The 14,997-nt window shown below is 30.2% G+C and carries 16 protein-coding genes; 8 read left to right on the forward strand and 8 right to left on the reverse strand.

Annotated features, from left to right (window positions below; translation table 11 throughout):
• Positions 1-402 precede the first annotated feature (402 nt).
• Genes bioB through OD91_RS09070 form a run of 5 tightly spaced genes read right to left on the reverse strand, consistent with a single transcriptional unit; the run spans position 403 to position 5,813 of the window.
• A complete protein-coding gene (gene bioB, locus OD91_RS09050) occupies positions 403-1,500 on the reverse strand; it encodes a biotin synthase BioB (RefSeq protein WP_144896067.1) in 1,098 nt (365 codons plus the stop codon).
• A 55-nt stretch (positions 1,501-1,555) separates the two neighbouring features.
• Positions 1,556-2,776, reverse strand: coding sequence for a beta-ketoacyl synthase N-terminal-like domain-containing protein (locus tag OD91_RS09055; protein ID WP_144896068.1), 1,221 nt, complete (start codon positions 2,774-2,776; stop codon positions 1,556-1,558).
• A gap of 15 nt (positions 2,777-2,791) precedes the next feature.
• Positions 2,792-4,057: an adenosylmethionine--8-amino-7-oxononanoate transaminase gene (gene bioA, locus OD91_RS09060; RefSeq protein WP_144896069.1), complete on the reverse strand. Its 1,266-nt coding sequence runs from the start codon at positions 4,055-4,057 to the stop codon at positions 2,792-2,794.
• On the reverse strand, positions 4,054-4,671 hold the full coding sequence (bioD, locus tag OD91_RS09065; protein WP_144896070.1) for a dethiobiotin synthase: 618 nt from the start codon (positions 4,669-4,671) through the stop codon (positions 4,054-4,056). The genes bioA and bioD overlap by 4 nt, the downstream gene beginning before the upstream one ends.
• Positions 4,668-5,813 (reverse strand): pyridoxal phosphate-dependent aminotransferase family protein, encoded by a 1,146-nt coding sequence (locus tag OD91_RS09070; RefSeq protein ID WP_144896950.1) that lies wholly within the window; start codon positions 5,811-5,813, stop codon positions 4,668-4,670. The genes bioD and OD91_RS09070 overlap by 4 nt, the downstream gene beginning before the upstream one ends.
• A gap of 54 nt (positions 5,814-5,867) precedes the next feature.
• Between OD91_RS09070 and OD91_RS09075 the strand changes: the two genes are divergently transcribed.
• The 5 genes from OD91_RS09075 (at position 5,868) to OD91_RS09095 (ending at position 10,521) form a co-directional block, all read left to right on the forward strand.
• Positions 5,868-6,410, forward strand: a complete 543-nt coding sequence (locus tag OD91_RS09075; protein WP_144896071.1) for a GNAT family N-acetyltransferase — start codon at positions 5,868-5,870, stop codon at positions 6,408-6,410.
• A 33-nt stretch (positions 6,411-6,443) separates the two neighbouring features.
• Entirely contained in the window at positions 6,444-7,700 is a 1,257-nt protein-coding gene (locus OD91_RS09080; protein ID WP_144896072.1) for a Y-family DNA polymerase, read from the forward strand.
• A gap of 66 nt (positions 7,701-7,766) precedes the next feature.
• On the forward strand, positions 7,767-8,234 hold the full coding sequence (locus OD91_RS09085; RefSeq protein ID WP_144896073.1) for a hypothetical protein: 468 nt from the start codon (positions 7,767-7,769) through the stop codon (positions 8,232-8,234).
• Between the two features lie 49 nt (positions 8,235-8,283).
• Positions 8,284-9,693, forward strand: a complete 1,410-nt coding sequence (locus OD91_RS09090) for a PAS domain-containing sensor histidine kinase (protein WP_144896074.1) — start codon at positions 8,284-8,286, stop codon at positions 9,691-9,693.
• 51 nt (positions 9,694-9,744) lie between these two features.
• On the forward strand, positions 9,745-10,521 hold the full coding sequence (locus OD91_RS09095; protein ID WP_144896075.1) for an enoyl-CoA hydratase/isomerase family protein: 777 nt from the start codon (positions 9,745-9,747) through the stop codon (positions 10,519-10,521).
• 97 nt (positions 10,522-10,618) lie between these two features.
• Here OD91_RS09095 and OD91_RS09100 read toward each other — a convergent pair whose 3' ends face one another.
• Positions 10,619-11,203 (reverse strand): hypothetical protein, encoded by a 585-nt coding sequence (locus OD91_RS09100; RefSeq protein WP_144896076.1) that lies wholly within the window; start codon positions 11,201-11,203, stop codon positions 10,619-10,621.
• 194 nt (positions 11,204-11,397) lie between these two features.
• Between OD91_RS09100 and OD91_RS09105 the strand changes: the two genes are divergently transcribed.
• Entirely contained in the window at positions 11,398-12,270 is an 873-nt protein-coding gene (locus OD91_RS09105) for an AraC family transcriptional regulator (protein WP_144896077.1), read from the forward strand.
• Positions 12,271-12,286: 16 nt separating this feature from the next.
• Positions 12,287-12,460, forward strand: coding sequence for a hypothetical protein (locus OD91_RS13520; RefSeq protein ID WP_186434432.1), 174 nt, complete (start codon positions 12,287-12,289; stop codon positions 12,458-12,460).
• Positions 12,461-12,619: 159 nt separating this feature from the next.
• Here OD91_RS13520 and OD91_RS09110 read toward each other — a convergent pair whose 3' ends face one another.
• Both OD91_RS09110 and OD91_RS09115 read right to left on the reverse strand, forming a co-directional pair.
• Positions 12,620-13,276, reverse strand: a complete 657-nt coding sequence (locus tag OD91_RS09110; protein ID WP_144896078.1) for an HD domain-containing protein — start codon at positions 13,274-13,276, stop codon at positions 12,620-12,622.
• Positions 13,277-13,390: 114 nt separating this feature from the next.
• A complete protein-coding gene (locus OD91_RS09115) occupies positions 13,391-13,801 on the reverse strand; it encodes a BrxA/BrxB family bacilliredoxin (RefSeq protein WP_144896079.1) in 411 nt (136 codons plus the stop codon).
• An 81-nt stretch (positions 13,802-13,882) separates the two neighbouring features.
• Here OD91_RS09115 and OD91_RS09120 point away from each other — a divergent pair, with 81 nt between their 5' ends.
• Positions 13,883-14,638 carry a TerB family tellurite resistance protein gene (locus OD91_RS09120; RefSeq protein ID WP_144896080.1) on the forward strand — a complete coding sequence of 252 codons (756 nt, stop codon included), beginning with the start codon at positions 13,883-13,885 and terminating at the stop codon, positions 14,636-14,638.
• The last annotated feature ends 359 nt before the right edge of the window (positions 14,639-14,997 follow it).

Consider the following 14,997-nt stretch of genomic DNA (forward strand, 5'->3'; position numbering starts at 1 on the left):
TAATAAGAACTACTTTATTGATTTTTTAATATTTATAGAAAGGTTAAATGGCTTGATATAAAGATATCTTGCAAGGCATTTTTCGCATATATATGCTTTAGACATAGGAATAAATTTAAGTATAAATTTACGCTTACGTCTTTCTCTTTCTTTTGAGCCACAAGTTGGGCATGCTTTCATAAATTGGGGAACTTTAAAAGCAAGTTACATTATTTCTCATTAAAAAGAAAAAATAAAGCACTTGAACTTTATAGGGGAAACACCTGTTTTTAAAGAATATACTATTTATTTGTTCGTAAAATTGCTTGTTTATTTTTCCATTTTAGTATCAATTGTTGTAAAAACAGAAAATCATCAATAATTTTATTGATGATTTTTATAGTCTAAAAAGTAAAATAAAACTTACACGGTAATTTTTTTCCCTTTCAATTTTGCAGCTTCATTTCTATCAATTTTATGATCTGGTCTTGTCCATTTAGGCTTTTCTCCTAAAGATTGAAATTGAGAATCTTCTGCTTCAACAGTTTGAGGTTGCACCTTTTTTGTAAATGGTTTTTGAGGATGTAACCCTAAAAGTTTAAACATTTTCATGTCTTCATTTACATCAGGATTAGGTGTAGTCAATAATTTATCGCCTGCAAAAATTGAATTTGCACCAGCAAAGAAACACATTGCTTGTCCTTCTCTGCTCATTTGTGTTCTTCCTGCTGATAATCGAACTTGAGTTTCCGGTAATACAATTCTAGTTGTTGCAACCATACGAATCATATCCCAAATTTCAACAGGTTTTTCATCTTCTAAAGGCGTTCCTTCAACAGCAACTAAAGCATTAATTGGTGTAGATTCTGGCTGTGGATTCAACGTTGATAATGCCACCAACATTCCAGCTCTATCTTCAGCAGATTCTCCCATTCCAATAATTCCACCAGAACAAACAGTAACATTTGTTTTACGAACGTTATCAATCGTATCTAATCGATCTTGATACCCACGCGTAGAAATTACTTCTTTATAATATTCTTCAGACGAATCTAAATTATGATTGTATGCATACAAACCGGCTTCGGCTAATCGTTGTGCTTGATTTTCGGTAACCATTCCAAGCGTACAACAAACTTCCATATCTAATTTGTTGATACTTCTAACCATATCTAAAACTTGATCGAATTCTGGTCCATCTTTTACATTTCTCCAAGCAGCACCCATACAAACACGAGAACTTCCACTTTCTTTTGCTCGTAATGCCTGTGCTTTTACTTGATTCACAGTCATTAAATCATTCCCTTCTACACCAGTATGATAACGTGCTGCTTGCGGGCAATATCCACAATCTTCTGAGCATCCACCAGTTTTAATAGATAATAACGTTGAAACTTGAACCACATTAGGGTCGTGTTGTTTTCTGTGAATTGTTGCTGCCTCATACAGCAATTCCATCATCGGTTTATTATATATTTCTAGAATTTCTTCTTTGGTCCAATTATGTCTTACTTCGCTCATAAATATTGAGTTAATTTGGTGTCAAAAATAAGGATTATGAATTGTAATTTACGAATTATTTTGTCAATAAAATAGAAACTGCATTTCCGCCAAAACCAACGGCATTAACCAATATTTTTTTAACGGATTTTGGTTTGACTTGCTCTTCAGCAAAAGGGACAGGTATTACTTTTTGATATTGCAACATTAAGATTCCTAATTCTAGACTTAGCAAACCTGACGCCCCAAAAGTATGTCCGAGTTTCCATTTATTAGTAGTTAGAAAAGGAATTTTGTTACAAAAAAAATTTTTTATCGCGTTAATTTCCGATTGATCTCCTTTTATAGTTCCTGGTGCGTGCATTACAATAACATCAATTTCATCTAAAGAAATATCTCCTAAAGCCATTTTCATAGATTTCTGAAAACAAATTGCATTTGTAGAAATAGACGTATTATGTTTTAACACTTCTGTAGCAAAACCAATTCCCGAAATCTGCGCGATTGCATTCTTAGAGATACCTTTTTCTAAGCAAATAGCTGAAGCGCCTTCACCTAAAACCATCGTATTTTTTTTCTTCGTTAGATCAAAAGCTTTACATGGATAAAACTGCTTTGTCATTTCGAACGTAGTCGAGAAATCTATTTTATTTTGATGAGATTCTGAAACAAGTTCAGAATGACGGTTTGCATACACTTTTAACGCTTGCATCTGCGCGATTGTAAAATCGGTTAAAGCTGCTTCGCTTCCGCCAACTAAAAACTTGTCGGACATTCCTGAATTAATCCAAGCAACGCCATTTAGCAAGGAATGTAAAGCTGTGGAACAAGTAATAGAATGTGAAATTTCAGGACCGTTAGTTTGTAAATCATGGGCTACCCAAGATGAAATATTTCCCAATGTTGTTGTTGGCGAACTTAACGTTGAAGATTTTTTTGTGTCTAAAAATTCTTTGTAATAATTTTCAAAAAGCGTTGTTGCTCCTCTCGAAGATCCAAAGTTTACTCCAAAATTATCATCTTCTTTCCAGTCCGTTTGTTCAATTGCTTTCCTAGAAACATATATTGCAAAAAGAACCGTATCATCTAAATTTTTGTACTTAGAATCAGTATTCTTTAATAGCTCTATTTCTTTTTTATCTTCTTTAGAAAGTTGGGCTACTAAAGCTGAAAAATGATCAAACTTCTTTTCTGTTAGAAAATGATTATCGTTTAGATAATTATTCCAAATTTGAGTTTGATTACTTCCTAACGCAGAAAGTGATGCAATAGCTGTTATAGAAATTGGTTGCTTCATAAATAGATTGCAAAACTACACTATTTCTAAAGCTGCTTCAATAGTTTTATATACTTTTTGCAGTTCTAAGTCTGTAATTATATAAGGTGGCTGAATGTAAATTGTATTTCCCAACGGTCTTAGAAAAACACCTCTATCCATAAAAAACTGTAATAACTGATCGCGTAATGTACCGTAACGGCTAGAATTTGTATTCAAATCGATAGCAAGAATAACGCCTTTAGATCGTGTTGCGTTTACTTTAGAATGATTTTTTATACGTGCTTCAAATGCTTTATGTGCGTTTGAAATCTGTTTAATGTTTTTTTGAATTTCATCAGTTTGTAATAATTCAATGGCTGCTATAGCTGCGCTACAAGCAATTGGATTTGCAGAATACGTATGACAATGAAAAAAACCTTTTGCCATGTCATTACTCAAAAACCGACTATAAATTTCTTCTGTACATGAGGTAATTGCCATAGGAATCAAGCCTGCTGTTAATGCTTTGCTTAAACAAATAATGTCGGGTTTGGTAGCTATTTCGTTGGATGCAAAATGATTTCCTGTTTTACCAAAGCCAGTCATTACCTCATCTGCAATAGTTAAAATTTTATTTTCTGAACAGAATTTTAGGATTTCATTTAAATCGTCTGCTTTATGAATTTGCATCCCTGCGGCACCTTGTACTAAAGGCTCATAAATAAATCCTGCGATATTATTTTCTGCAATTATTTTTTCTAGTTGATGTATTATTTCTTTGTTATTTGTTCCATTTGGAACAGGAATTCGTTCAATATCCATCAGAAAATCTTCGAATGGGCCATTGTAAACAGACAATCCAGAAACAGACATAGCACCAAAAGTATCACCATGAAATCCGTTTTCTAAAGCAATAAAAGTATTTCGTTTTTCCCCTTTATTAAAATAGTATTGCAATGCCATTTTAATACCGGCTTCAACTGCGGTTGATCCATTATCGTTAAAGAAAATTCGATTCTGATTTTCTGGCAAAATTTTAATTAATTCTTCTGATAATTTTACGGCAGGTTCATGCGTAAAGTCACTAAACATTATTTGATCTAATGTTTGCATTTGTTTGTAAACACAACTCGTAATAAATTCATTACAATGACCAAACATGCAGGTGTACCAAGAAGAAATGGCATCTATATATTCGTTGCCTTTTTCATCGGTTAAAATGCATCCTTTTGCTTTTACAATACCTAAACTATTTGGATGCGTTTGATGCTGTTTTAATGGATGCCACAGATGTTTTTTGTCTCTTTCTTGTAAACTCATAACTTTTCTTTAAACAATTCTGCGTATTCTTTTATCACATTTTTATCAAAATAAGGTTCTTCATCTATGCGTCCAATAATTGGAATGTTTGTCATTTTTTTGATAATGCCTTCTGTTGTTTTATGTTCGCTTCCAGAGAAAATAATGGAGACATTAAAACCTCTTTCTTTTAATAAATTTACGGTTAATAAGGTGTGATTTATACTTCCTAAATAATGACGTGAAACCACAACTACATGATATTCAGGTTGAATAATATCTAAAATTGTATCAGTATCGTTTAGCGGAACTAGCAATCCGCCAGCTCCTTCAATTACTAAATTGTTACTAGTTTTAGGCGCTGTAATTTCATTTAAATCAATTGTGATTTTATCAATTTCAGCTGCTGCATGCGGACTTATAGGAGTTTCTAGCGCATACCTATTTTTATGAAAAACGGATTTAGAATTTGAGATTAAACTTTTAACTTTTTTGGTATCGCAAAACTCTAATTCTCCCGCTTGTACAGGCTTCCAATAATCGGCTTCTAAAGCTTCTGTTATAATAGCAGAAGCGACGGTTTTACCTACTTCAGTAGAAATTCCGGTGATGAAATATATTTTTTGTTTTTTCATGTTTTGGCAAAAGTATTGAACAACTCTAAAACTTTAGTTATTTCTTTTTTTGAATTGTAGCTATGTAAACAAAAACGTAAGCGTTCTCGATTTTTAGGAACCGTTGGTGATAAAATTGATTTCACGTCAAATCCACTTTTTTGTAAATTTTCTGAAATTGATTTTACTTTTTCATTTCCAGAAATTACACAGCAGTGAATTGCAGAACAACTCGGTATAAAACTTAATTGCAGACGTTTTATTTCAGCTATAAAATGATGGATATTTTCTTGTAATTTTTGTTGATGAGACTTAGAAGACTTCAACTCATTATAACTCATCTTAATAGTTGCTAAACTATGAGGCGAAAGCCCTGTTGTGTAAATAAAACTACGTGCAAAATTTACTAAATATGTTTTTAAATCTTCACTTCCTAAAATAGCCGCGCCATGACATCCAAAAGCTTTTCCAAAAGTAATTATTCTGGCAAAAACATCATTTTCTATGTTCATTTTTTGAACTAAGCCTTCATTAAAAACACCTACAGAATGCGCTTCGTCAACAATTAAAAAAGCATTGTTTTTAGTGCTTAATTCGGCTATTTTTTTTAAATCAGGAGAATCGCCATCCATAGAAAAAACAGCTTCAGTTACAATATAAATTTCGGATTCCTTAGTTCTCGACTGCGCTCGAACTGACAATACTCGTTTTTCTAAATTTGTAACATCATTATGTTTAAATTTATATGCTTTTGCATTACTTAATTGAATGCCGTCACGAATAGAAGCGTGTATAAATTCATCATATAAAATAATATCTCCTCGTTGTGGGATTGTTGAGAAAAACCCCAAATTTGCATCGTAACCAGAATTAAAAATAATAGCTGATTCTGATTGATGACATTCAGAAAGCATGTTTTCTACATCTTGATATAGAGAATGATTCCCTGATAGCAACCTGCTTCCGGTAGCGCCGTTAACTTTAATATTTTGATCGATTAAAAATTGATGAGTGTTATCGAAAATGGTTTCCGATTTTGCAAAGCCTAAATAATCATTTGATGAAAAATCAACGAGTTCAGATTGCTCTTTAAGCGTCCGTAAAGCGTTATTAGATAAGCGCGCATTTAATTTTTCTTTATTTTTTTTAGAAAGAGATTTCATCATTACAAAAATACAAAATAGGTTTCCTAAATTAGTGGAATATTTTCATTGATTATGATTCGCTATCACAGAGTAAAAAATGACGAAGATTTAGAAGATATATTAGCGCTTCAAAAAAGAAATTTAGGTATTAACCTGTCAGATGATGAAAAACTACATGAAGGTTTTGTAACCTTACAACACGATTTTGAAATTCTTAAAAAAATGAATGACGCTTGTCCTCATTTTGTAGCTAAAAAAGAAGGTAAAATTATTGGTTTTGCATTATCTATGTTAAAAGAATTTAAAGATGAAATTCCTTTATTAATACCCATTTTTAAAGAAATTGATACTGAAATTAGAAATCAGAATATCAATGATAATTATATTGCTATGGGTCAAGTTTGTATTGCTAAAGAAGCTAGAGGAAAAGGAGTATTTAGAGGCTTATACACAACAATGCAATCTGAATTCAAAAATAAATTTGATTCCATAATTACAGAAGTAGACACCAAAAACCTTCGTTCTTCTAACGCCCACAAGTCTATGGGGTTTAAATTACTTAAAAATTACACGAGTAATCATCAACTTTGGGAAATAATTATTTTAAAAGTATAGTTTCAAAAATCATTTTTTGGTACTTTTATAGACATGTTTGCTCTTGTAGATTGTAATAACTTTTATGCTTCTTGCGAGCGGGTTTTTAACCCTGCCTTGCAAAAAAAACCAATGGCTATTCTTAGCAATAATGATGGTTGTGTAATTTCTATGAGTGATGAAGCAAAGGAAATTAAACTTCCTTTTGGTGCTCCTATTTTTAAATGGGAACAGTTTTGCAAAGAAAATAATATTACAATTTTATCTTCTAATTATCCTTTATACGGCGATATGAGCGAACGTATTATGAAAATTTTAGCGCAATTTTCTCCAGATATTGAAGTATATTCTATAGATGAAGCTTTTTTGCAGTTTAAAGGCTTTGATAAATACGATTTTAATGAATACGGAAATACCATTAGGAAACGGATTCTAAAATGGACAGGAATTCCGACTTGTGTTGGTGTTGCACCTACTAAAGCATTGAGTAAAATTGCCAATAAAGTAGCGAGAAAGTTCCCTAAAGAAACAAATGGGGTTTATCTAATTGATTCTGAAGAAAAACGCATAAAAGCGTTAAAATGGATAAAGATTGAAGATGTTTGGGGAATTGGACGTCGTTTATCTAAAAAATTACGCGCGAAAGGGTGTAAAAACGGATTTGACTTTACACAGCTGTCAGAAGATTGGGTACGTAAAAACTTTTCCATTGTTGAGTGGAAACTTCAAAAAGAGTTGAAAGGAATTTCTAAAATTCCGTTAGAAGAAATTACATCTAAAAAGATGATTGCAACTACAAGAAGCTTTGAATATACGTATGCAGATATTGACAATATTAAAGAACGAATTTCTACGTTTGCAGCAAGTTGTGCAGAGAAATTGAGAAAGCAACAATCAAGTTGTCATATGGTTATTGTACAACTTTCTAGCAATCGTCATAAAAAAGAATTAGAACAACATAGAGTTAGTAAAACAGTTGTTTTTCCATATCCAACAGATTCTACTTTATTGATTAGCGAAGCTGCTGTCAAAGCTGTTGCCACAATTTTTAAAAGTGGAATAAAATACAAACGTGCAGGTGTTTTGGTTACTGGTTTAGTGCCGAATGATAATTTTCAGTTAGATTTATTTTCTCACGAAAACCCAAAACATAAACCATTAATGTCGGCAATTGATAAGTTGAATCATAAATTTAAGTCAGATAAAATTAAGTTAGGAAATCAAGATTTAAAAAGGACTTGGAAAATGCGTCAAGAAAGATTATCTCCAAAATTTACAACCAATATTAAAGAAGTAATTGTTGTGAAGTAGTGTATTTTCTATACATTCAAAAATAATATTATTTACCTATCTTGTCATTCTAAACTATTATAAAAAATGAAAACTAAAACTTTTTTGTTTTTATCAATTTTAGGAATACTTTTTGTTAGTTGTAAACAAGAAAAACCATTACAAGATTTTATGATAAATTCTTGGGAAACTACCTACTTAAAAATAGAAATGCCAACGGTAAATAATACAGATTCATTATCGGTTTATGAAGATAAATTTGATGCTAATCCACAGCAAATTGCGCAGTCTAATTATAATGCAGACGGAACTTTTTCTGCATGGTTTATAAAACCTGATAAAGTGAAATTTGGTGAATCTAAAGGCACATGGAAAACAGTAAATGATTCATTATTTATTGAATATGTTTACGGAGGTAGAGAAGTAAAAGTAAGCTATCATATTACAAAAACACCAGAAGGTTTTCTAGGGAAAAGCAAATATGATTGGGACGAAGATGGCGCATTTGATGATCTTTTAATTATGAAAACGAAGCGAATAAAAAACACAAATTAATTTGTTTAAAATCAGTAATATATCTCTTAGAATTAGGATATTTTTAGCAATGATTTTGCTAATTTTATTAGCGTCAGTGTTAATTCTGGGCGTGACTATTTATCAATATGATGAGCAAACAAAAGAATATAATATTCATCGATTTGGACGTAAAGAACAAGCTACAAATCAAAGTATAGATTTAGAGCTGAAAACGAAGACATCCTATCCAGTAAATACTAAAAATTTACCTAAAATTTTTCAAGAGCGTATTTATGAAATCTCTTCTATTCATAAGTTAAATATCACTATTTATGATATGAATGGAAAGCTTTTAAAATCATCTATACCAGCCGCTTTCGAAAAAGTTGAACAAATACCATTATCAAAAGAAGTAATTGCAGAATTAGCCAATAATTCTAACCATAGAATTTTAAAAATTGATAACAAAAAAGAAATAAGCTATCAATCTTCATACGCCTATATAAATGACCCAAAATTTAAGAGAATTGGAATTTTAGAACTTGAGTTTTCACAAGATAATTCGGAGCAAGAAAGAGAGCTAAGAGAGTTTATGTATCGCCTTGGTTTGGTGTATTTATTAATGTTTGTTATAGCTATTGCATTTGCGTATTTTTTATCTAGTTATATTACAAGATCAATTAAAAAAGTATCTGATAAAATGCAGCAAACACGTTTAAATAAACGTAATGAAAAGATCACTTTAGATGCAGCAAGTTCAGAAATAAATAATTTGGTAGATGCCTATAATAGCATGATAGATGATTTGCAAGAAAGTGCAGTGAAATTGGCAAAAAGTGAGCGTGAACAAGCATGGAGAGAAATGGCAAAACAAGTAGCGCACGAGATTAAAAATCCGTTAACGCCCATGCGATTATCTGTCCAAAGTTTTGAAAGAAAATTTGACCCAGAAGATCCAAAAATAAAAGAGAAATTAACAGAATATAGTCAGACATTAATTCAGCAAATAGACGTGATGAGTTCCATTGCATCAGCATTTTCAGATTTTGCTAAAATGCCAACTCAAAAACGTGAAAAAATTGAGGTGATTTCAGTTGTAAAATTGGCTTTAGATATTTTTAATGAAGAAGGAGTTTCTTACGTGCCTTTAGAAAATGAATTATATGCTAATCTAGACAAAACACAGCTGATTAGAATCGTTACAAATTTGATTAAAAATGCATTACAAGCATCAGAAAAAGAAGAAAAACCCATCATTGAAGTAAAAGTGAAATCAGAAAAAAACAATGTAAAAATTATAGTTTCTGATAACGGAAAAGGGATTTCTGAAGAAGTAAAAGACTTGATTTTTGAACCTAAGTTCACCACTAAATCAAGTGGAATGGGACTTGGTTTACCAATGATAAAAAATATAATTGAAGCTTATGACGGAACAATTTCTTTTACTTCAAAAGAAGGAATTGGAACTGTTTTTACTGTGATGCTACCTAAAACTTAATTTTAATCAGTCACCTTGAGCAAAGTCGAAAGGTCTTAAAATAAAAATATCATGAATTTCGAAAATTTACTTGTTACTATTGAAAACGGATTAGCAACAATAACGATCAATAGACCTAAAAAATTAAACGCATTAAATAAAGTTACTATAGAAGAATTAAATACAGTTTTTGAAGCTTTAGAAGATGACACATCTGTAAAAGTTATTGTGTTAACGGGTAGTGGAGATAAAGCTTTTGTTGCCGGAGCAGATATTTCTGAATTTGCACATTTTTCTGCTGAAGAAGGAGGAAGGTTAGCAAAAAATGGACAAGAAATGTTATTTGATTTTGTAGAAAATTTATCAACACCAATAATTGCTGCCATTAATGGTTTTGCTTTAGGCGGAGGTTTAGAATTAGCGATGTCTTGTCATTTTAGAATAGCATCAGAAAATGCAAAAATGGGCTTACCAGAAGTTTCTTTAGGTGTAATACCAGGGTATGGTGGCACACAGCGATTACCTCAATTAATAGGGAAAGGAAGAGCTATGGAAATGATTATGTCTGCCAATATGATTTCTGCTGAAGATGCAAAAGAGTATGGTTTGGTAAACCATGTAGTTTCCCCCGAAGAATTACTGCCGCTAGCAGAAAAAATAGCGAGTAGAATTATGCGTAACTCTTCAGTTGCCATATCAGCAGCAATAAAAGCAATTAATGATAATTTTAAGGACGGAATTAATGGTTTTGAAACTGAAATTAATGAGTTTGGAAATTGTTTTTCTACACAAGATTTTAAAGAAGGGACATCTGCTTTTTTAGAAAAGAGAAAGCCAAAATTTTCGTAAAAAAAAAACAATATATATGCAAAAAAGCAAGTCAAACTTGACTTGCTTTTTCTAACTAAAATAAATATGAAATAATTAACGTTACTTTTTCTTTTTTCTAGATTTTAAAGTTTTTAACATAGCTTCTATTATTATTTAAAATAACTAAACTATAATTCCCTTTTTCTTTTTCATCTAGTTTATAAACTCTATTGATTATTTTATCATTAGTTAAAGTTTCATTATAAATTATAGCGTCTTTATAATATAAAATAACTTTAAGAGGGGTTTTATCAAAAGATATTTTAGAAATCATCACCAGGTTTTTTTCATTTCGTATTACTGGTTTTAAAATAGACTCTTCTAAATTTTTATAAAAATTTACCTGATTCGAATTCACCTTAAAAGGCTTTATTAAGATTTCAAAATCTTTGTTTAACTCTATCTTGTAGTTACCATCTTTTAAAGAAGAAAAGTCAAAGAATTTAGTTAAATTTCCTTGTGCAATTACATTCTCTGTATGAAGTGTGAACCCACTTTCGTCTTTTATAGTTAATGTGTGTCCTTTTTTTACATTTTTAAATACAACCTTTACTTTTTTTGAGCTAGCTGTGTAAATAAAATCATTCTTGTCGTTTGCGTAGTTAAATAATGTTCCTAACATAAATACTACTACTAAAATTTTTCTTTCTATTGTTTTCATGATATAAACTTTTTAAAGATTTATACTGCAAATTTATAACAGGTTTTTGATTTTGATATCAACAGAATTGGCATATATATACGCTAAATTAACCCAAAAACTTATGTTAAATTAATGTAAAGTTAAAATAGAACACATTAATGGTAATTCTAAATACTTTTTCATTATTTTAGTGTTGTATTTTTGTATAAAGGATGAAACAGAAAAAACCTACATTAGAAAAGATTACTCCAAGTTTTAATAGCTCAATTTTAGTGAAAAAACATGTCGAGTTTTTAAAAACAAATACTCCTTTATGGCATTTTCATCCAGAAATGGAATTGGTATATGTTAATAAAGGAAAAGGAAAGAGGCATATTGGCAATCATGTAAGTTATTTTAATAATAGTCAATTAGTATTAATAGGTTCTAATCTTCCGCATGTTGGGTATATGGACAGGTTAACTAATAATGGATCTGAAACATTAATTCAATTTAAACCTAATTTTTTAGGTGATGTTTTTTTTGATATCCCAGAAATGGTAGCAGTTAAAACACTTTTTGAAAGAGCAAAAAAAGGAATTCGTTTTAATATAGATATAAAAAAAAGAGTAGGTCCAAAAATTGAAGAACTTGTTGATTTGGAAGGAGCTAATAGAATTATTTCTTTTTTAGAAATCTTAAAAGAACTTGCCCTAACAGAAGATTATACGTTGTTAAACGCAAATGGTTTTGCTTTTGAAACGTTACCACAAGACAGTGATAAAATAGAAGTAATTTATAAATATATAAATCAGCATTTTCAAGAACATATTAGTTTAGATGATATAGCAAATTTGGTAAGTATGACAGTACCAGCTTTTTGTAGGTATTTTAAAAAATCTACTGGGAAAACATTCACAAAATTAGTCAATGAATATAGAGTAGTACACGCTACAAAATTATTAGCAGAAAGTACCATGAGTATTACTGATGTTTGTTATGAATGTGGATTTAATAATTTCTCACATTTTAATAAATTATTTAAAGAATTTACAAGTAAAAGTGCTTCAGTGTATAGAAATGAAATGAAAAACCTGATTCAGTAATTAAAAGAAAAAAAACATGAAAGATAAAATTGATTTAGCATTAGAATATTATTCATTTAGAAGTAAAAAAGTGTTAGATTTTGTAAATTCTAATCAAAATTTAACACCAGATCAAATAATAGAATCTGGAGAAAAATTATCTATTTTAGAATATAAAATTACCTCTTTGGAAGTGGCAAAAGAAAATTAATTTTTAAGTAATTAAAAGGTGTTTTTCTAGAAAAAAGTAATTTTTACAATAAGTCAAAAAAAGCGAATTTTACTTAAAAACAGGTCAAAAAAGAAATAAAATAACTAAAAAAACATCAAAAACAGCATTTTTTAATAATTTTCGTTTTTGCTAAAAAAATCACTTTTCACCATTCCATTCATCAAAAAAACGTTGTAAAAAACCTTCCATAAATACATGTCTATCAGAGGCGATTTGCCTCCCAGTTTTTGTGTTCATTTTGTCTTTTAAAAGTAATAATTTTTCATAAAAATGATTAATGGTTGGCGATGTAGAATTTTTATATTCCTCTTTAGTCATGTTTAAATTTGGAGCAATATCAGGATTGTATAAACTTCTGTTTTTAAATCCACCATAATTAAAACATCTAGCAATTCCTATAGCACCAATTGCATCTAACCGATCTGCATCCTGAATAACTTCTAACTCTTTCGACGTAAATTTTTTATCAGAAGAAAAACTTGTCTTAAAAGAAATAAAGTTGATGATGTTTTCTATATGAACAATAGTTTCTTCATCAACATGTTCATTTTCTAAAAATAATCGTGCTTTTTTTGGTCCAATAGATTCATCACCATCATAAAATTTAGCATCAGCAATATCATGCAATAAAGAACCTAAAGAAATAATAAAAAGATCTACAGGTTCATGTTTTGCAATTAATAAGGCATTTTTATAGACACGTTCTATATGAAACCAATCATGACCCCCTTCAGCATTTTTTAAAGTTTCTTTTACAAAGATAATTGTGTTGGCTATAATTTGTTTTTTATTCATTAGTTAAAAATAAAAAAATCCATTCGTATTGAATGGATTTTTGTCTTAATTCTTATTCTCTAAAATCGTGCTTCTTTTAAAATATCTTCCTTTAGGGAAGGATTTAGGAAAGGATTAACAGAATTCTTCGTAAGCACCTGCTAAATTTTGTGCAATCATTTGTGCCGATCTTCCTTCTATGTGATGACGTTCTAACATATGAACTAAAGCACCATCTTTAAACAATGCAATAGCTGGAGAAGAAGGAGGAAAAGGAATCATAAACTCTCTTGCTTTAGAAGTAGATTCTTTTTCTACACCAGCAAAAACAGTAGTTAAGTTATCTGGGAATTTATCTGCGCCTAAAGAAGCAATGGCTCCCGGTCTTGCAGTTCCTGCTGCACAACCACAAACAGAATTTACCATTACTAAAGTTGTTCCTTCTTTTGCTAAAGCAGTTTCTACATCTTCCGCTGTATATAAAGCATCAAAACCAGCGTTAATTAATTCGTCACGCATTGGTTTTACTAATTCTTCTGGATACATAAATATTTATTTTTAGAGTACAAAGATACTGATAAAATCGAAATGTTTTTAGCTATATTTGAATCTAAATAAAATAAGAGTATGGCAAGTTTTGCAAAATGGTTAGGAGCAAGTTTAGGATTTTCTTTTGGTGGTCCAATAGGTGGTATTATTGGTTTTGCAGTAGGAAGTTTTGTTGATGGTTTTTCTGGAGACGATTTTTCTAAAGAACAAGAAAAATATGCTAGGCAATCTAGAGTAGGAGGAAAGGCGGAAATACAATCTGGTGATTTTGAAATAAGTTTATTAGTCTTAGCGGCTATCGTAATAAAAGCAGATGGTAAAATAGATAAAAGAGAATTAGAATATGTGAGACAGCAATTTATTGGCATGTATGGCAAGCAAAGAGCAGAAAATGCATTTAAGTTGTTTAAAGGAATCATAAAAAAACAAATCTCTGCCAGACAAGTATGTATGCAAATTAGACAGCATATGCCACATGCTTCTAGATTACAATTAATTCATTTTCTTTTTGGAATTGCAAAAGCAGATAATTTTGTTGAAACATCTGAAGTAGACGAAATAAAAAAAATAGCTGGATATCTATATATAAATCAACGAGATTTTGACTCTATAAAAGCCATGTTTTTTAATGAAATAAATAACGCATATACCATCTTAGAAATTGATAAAAATGCAACTGTTGCAGAGATAAAAAAAGCCTATAGAAAAATGGTTAAAAAATATCATCCAGATAAGCTTCAAGGTATGGGAAAAGAGCATATTAATGGTGCAGAAGCTAAATTTCAGAAGGTTCAAGAGGCATATGACCAGTTAAAAAAGGAGAAAAACTTCTAAAAAATACAATCGTATGTATTGATTTTATTGGAGTTGTAATTTTTTTTAAAGTTTTTGCGGTTTTTGTTTGGATATTTAAAAAAAATATTCATAGATTTGAACCGTAACTTATTCGTAGACTATAGATAGCTACATTTTAAGTTTCTTATTATAACATTTTAGTCCCCGCAAAGAAGAATTAACGTTCCTCTTCGTGACCCTTGTAAAACACAAGAAAATACATTACGATTGCTATCCCAAAAAAAGAACTTTAAATAGTTCATCCAATTAGGTATTATATTTAAGTTATTATTAACTTAAAGTTTAAAATTTAGGTGTTCACTCACCTAAACAAGTAAACATCCCTCATTATACCAAAA

The organism is Lutibacter sp. Hel_I_33_5 (assembly GCF_007827455.1).
GTDB lineage: Bacteria > Bacteroidota > Bacteroidia > Flavobacteriales > Flavobacteriaceae > Polaribacter.

Bases quoted from the DNA above. Each gene is read 5' to 3' on its own strand.
- bioB (WP_144896067.1), bottom strand. From the start codon at position 1,500: ATGAGCGAAGTAAGACATAATTGGACCAAAGAAGAAATTCTAGAAATA.
- OD91_RS09055 (WP_144896068.1), bottom strand. From the start codon at position 2,776: ATGAAGCAACCAATTTCTATAACAGCTATTGCATCACTTTCTGCGTTA.
- bioA (WP_144896069.1), bottom strand. From the start codon at position 4,057: ATGAGTTTACAAGAAAGAGACAAAAAACATCTGTGGCATCCATTAAAA.
- bioD (WP_144896070.1), bottom strand. From the start codon at position 4,671: ATGAAAAAACAAAAAATATATTTCATCACCGGAATTTCTACTGAAGTA.
- OD91_RS09070 (WP_144896950.1), bottom strand. From the start codon at position 5,813: ATGAAATCTCTTTCTAAAAAAAATAAAGAAAAATTAAATGCGCGCTTA.
- OD91_RS09075 (WP_144896071.1), top strand. From the start codon at position 5,868: ATGATTCGCTATCACAGAGTAAAAAATGACGAAGATTTAGAAGATATA.
- OD91_RS09080 (WP_144896072.1), top strand. From the start codon at position 6,444: ATGTTTGCTCTTGTAGATTGTAATAACTTTTATGCTTCTTGCGAGCGG.
- OD91_RS09085 (WP_144896073.1), top strand. From the start codon at position 7,767: ATGAAAACTAAAACTTTTTTGTTTTTATCAATTTTAGGAATACTTTTT.
- OD91_RS09090 (WP_144896074.1), top strand. From the start codon at position 8,284: ATGATTTTGCTAATTTTATTAGCGTCAGTGTTAATTCTGGGCGTGACT.
- OD91_RS09095 (WP_144896075.1), top strand. From the start codon at position 9,745: ATGAATTTCGAAAATTTACTTGTTACTATTGAAAACGGATTAGCAACA.
- OD91_RS09100 (WP_144896076.1), bottom strand. From the start codon at position 11,203: ATGAAAACAATAGAAAGAAAAATTTTAGTAGTAGTATTTATGTTAGGA.
- OD91_RS09105 (WP_144896077.1), top strand. From the start codon at position 11,398: ATGAAACAGAAAAAACCTACATTAGAAAAGATTACTCCAAGTTTTAAT.
- OD91_RS13520 (WP_186434432.1), top strand. From the start codon at position 12,287: ATGAAAGATAAAATTGATTTAGCATTAGAATATTATTCATTTAGAAGT.
- OD91_RS09110 (WP_144896078.1), bottom strand. From the start codon at position 13,276: ATGAATAAAAAACAAATTATAGCCAACACAATTATCTTTGTAAAAGAA.
- OD91_RS09115 (WP_144896079.1), bottom strand. From the start codon at position 13,801: ATGTATCCAGAAGAATTAGTAAAACCAATGCGTGACGAATTAATTAAC.
- OD91_RS09120 (WP_144896080.1), top strand. From the start codon at position 13,883: ATGGCAAGTTTTGCAAAATGGTTAGGAGCAAGTTTAGGATTTTCTTTT.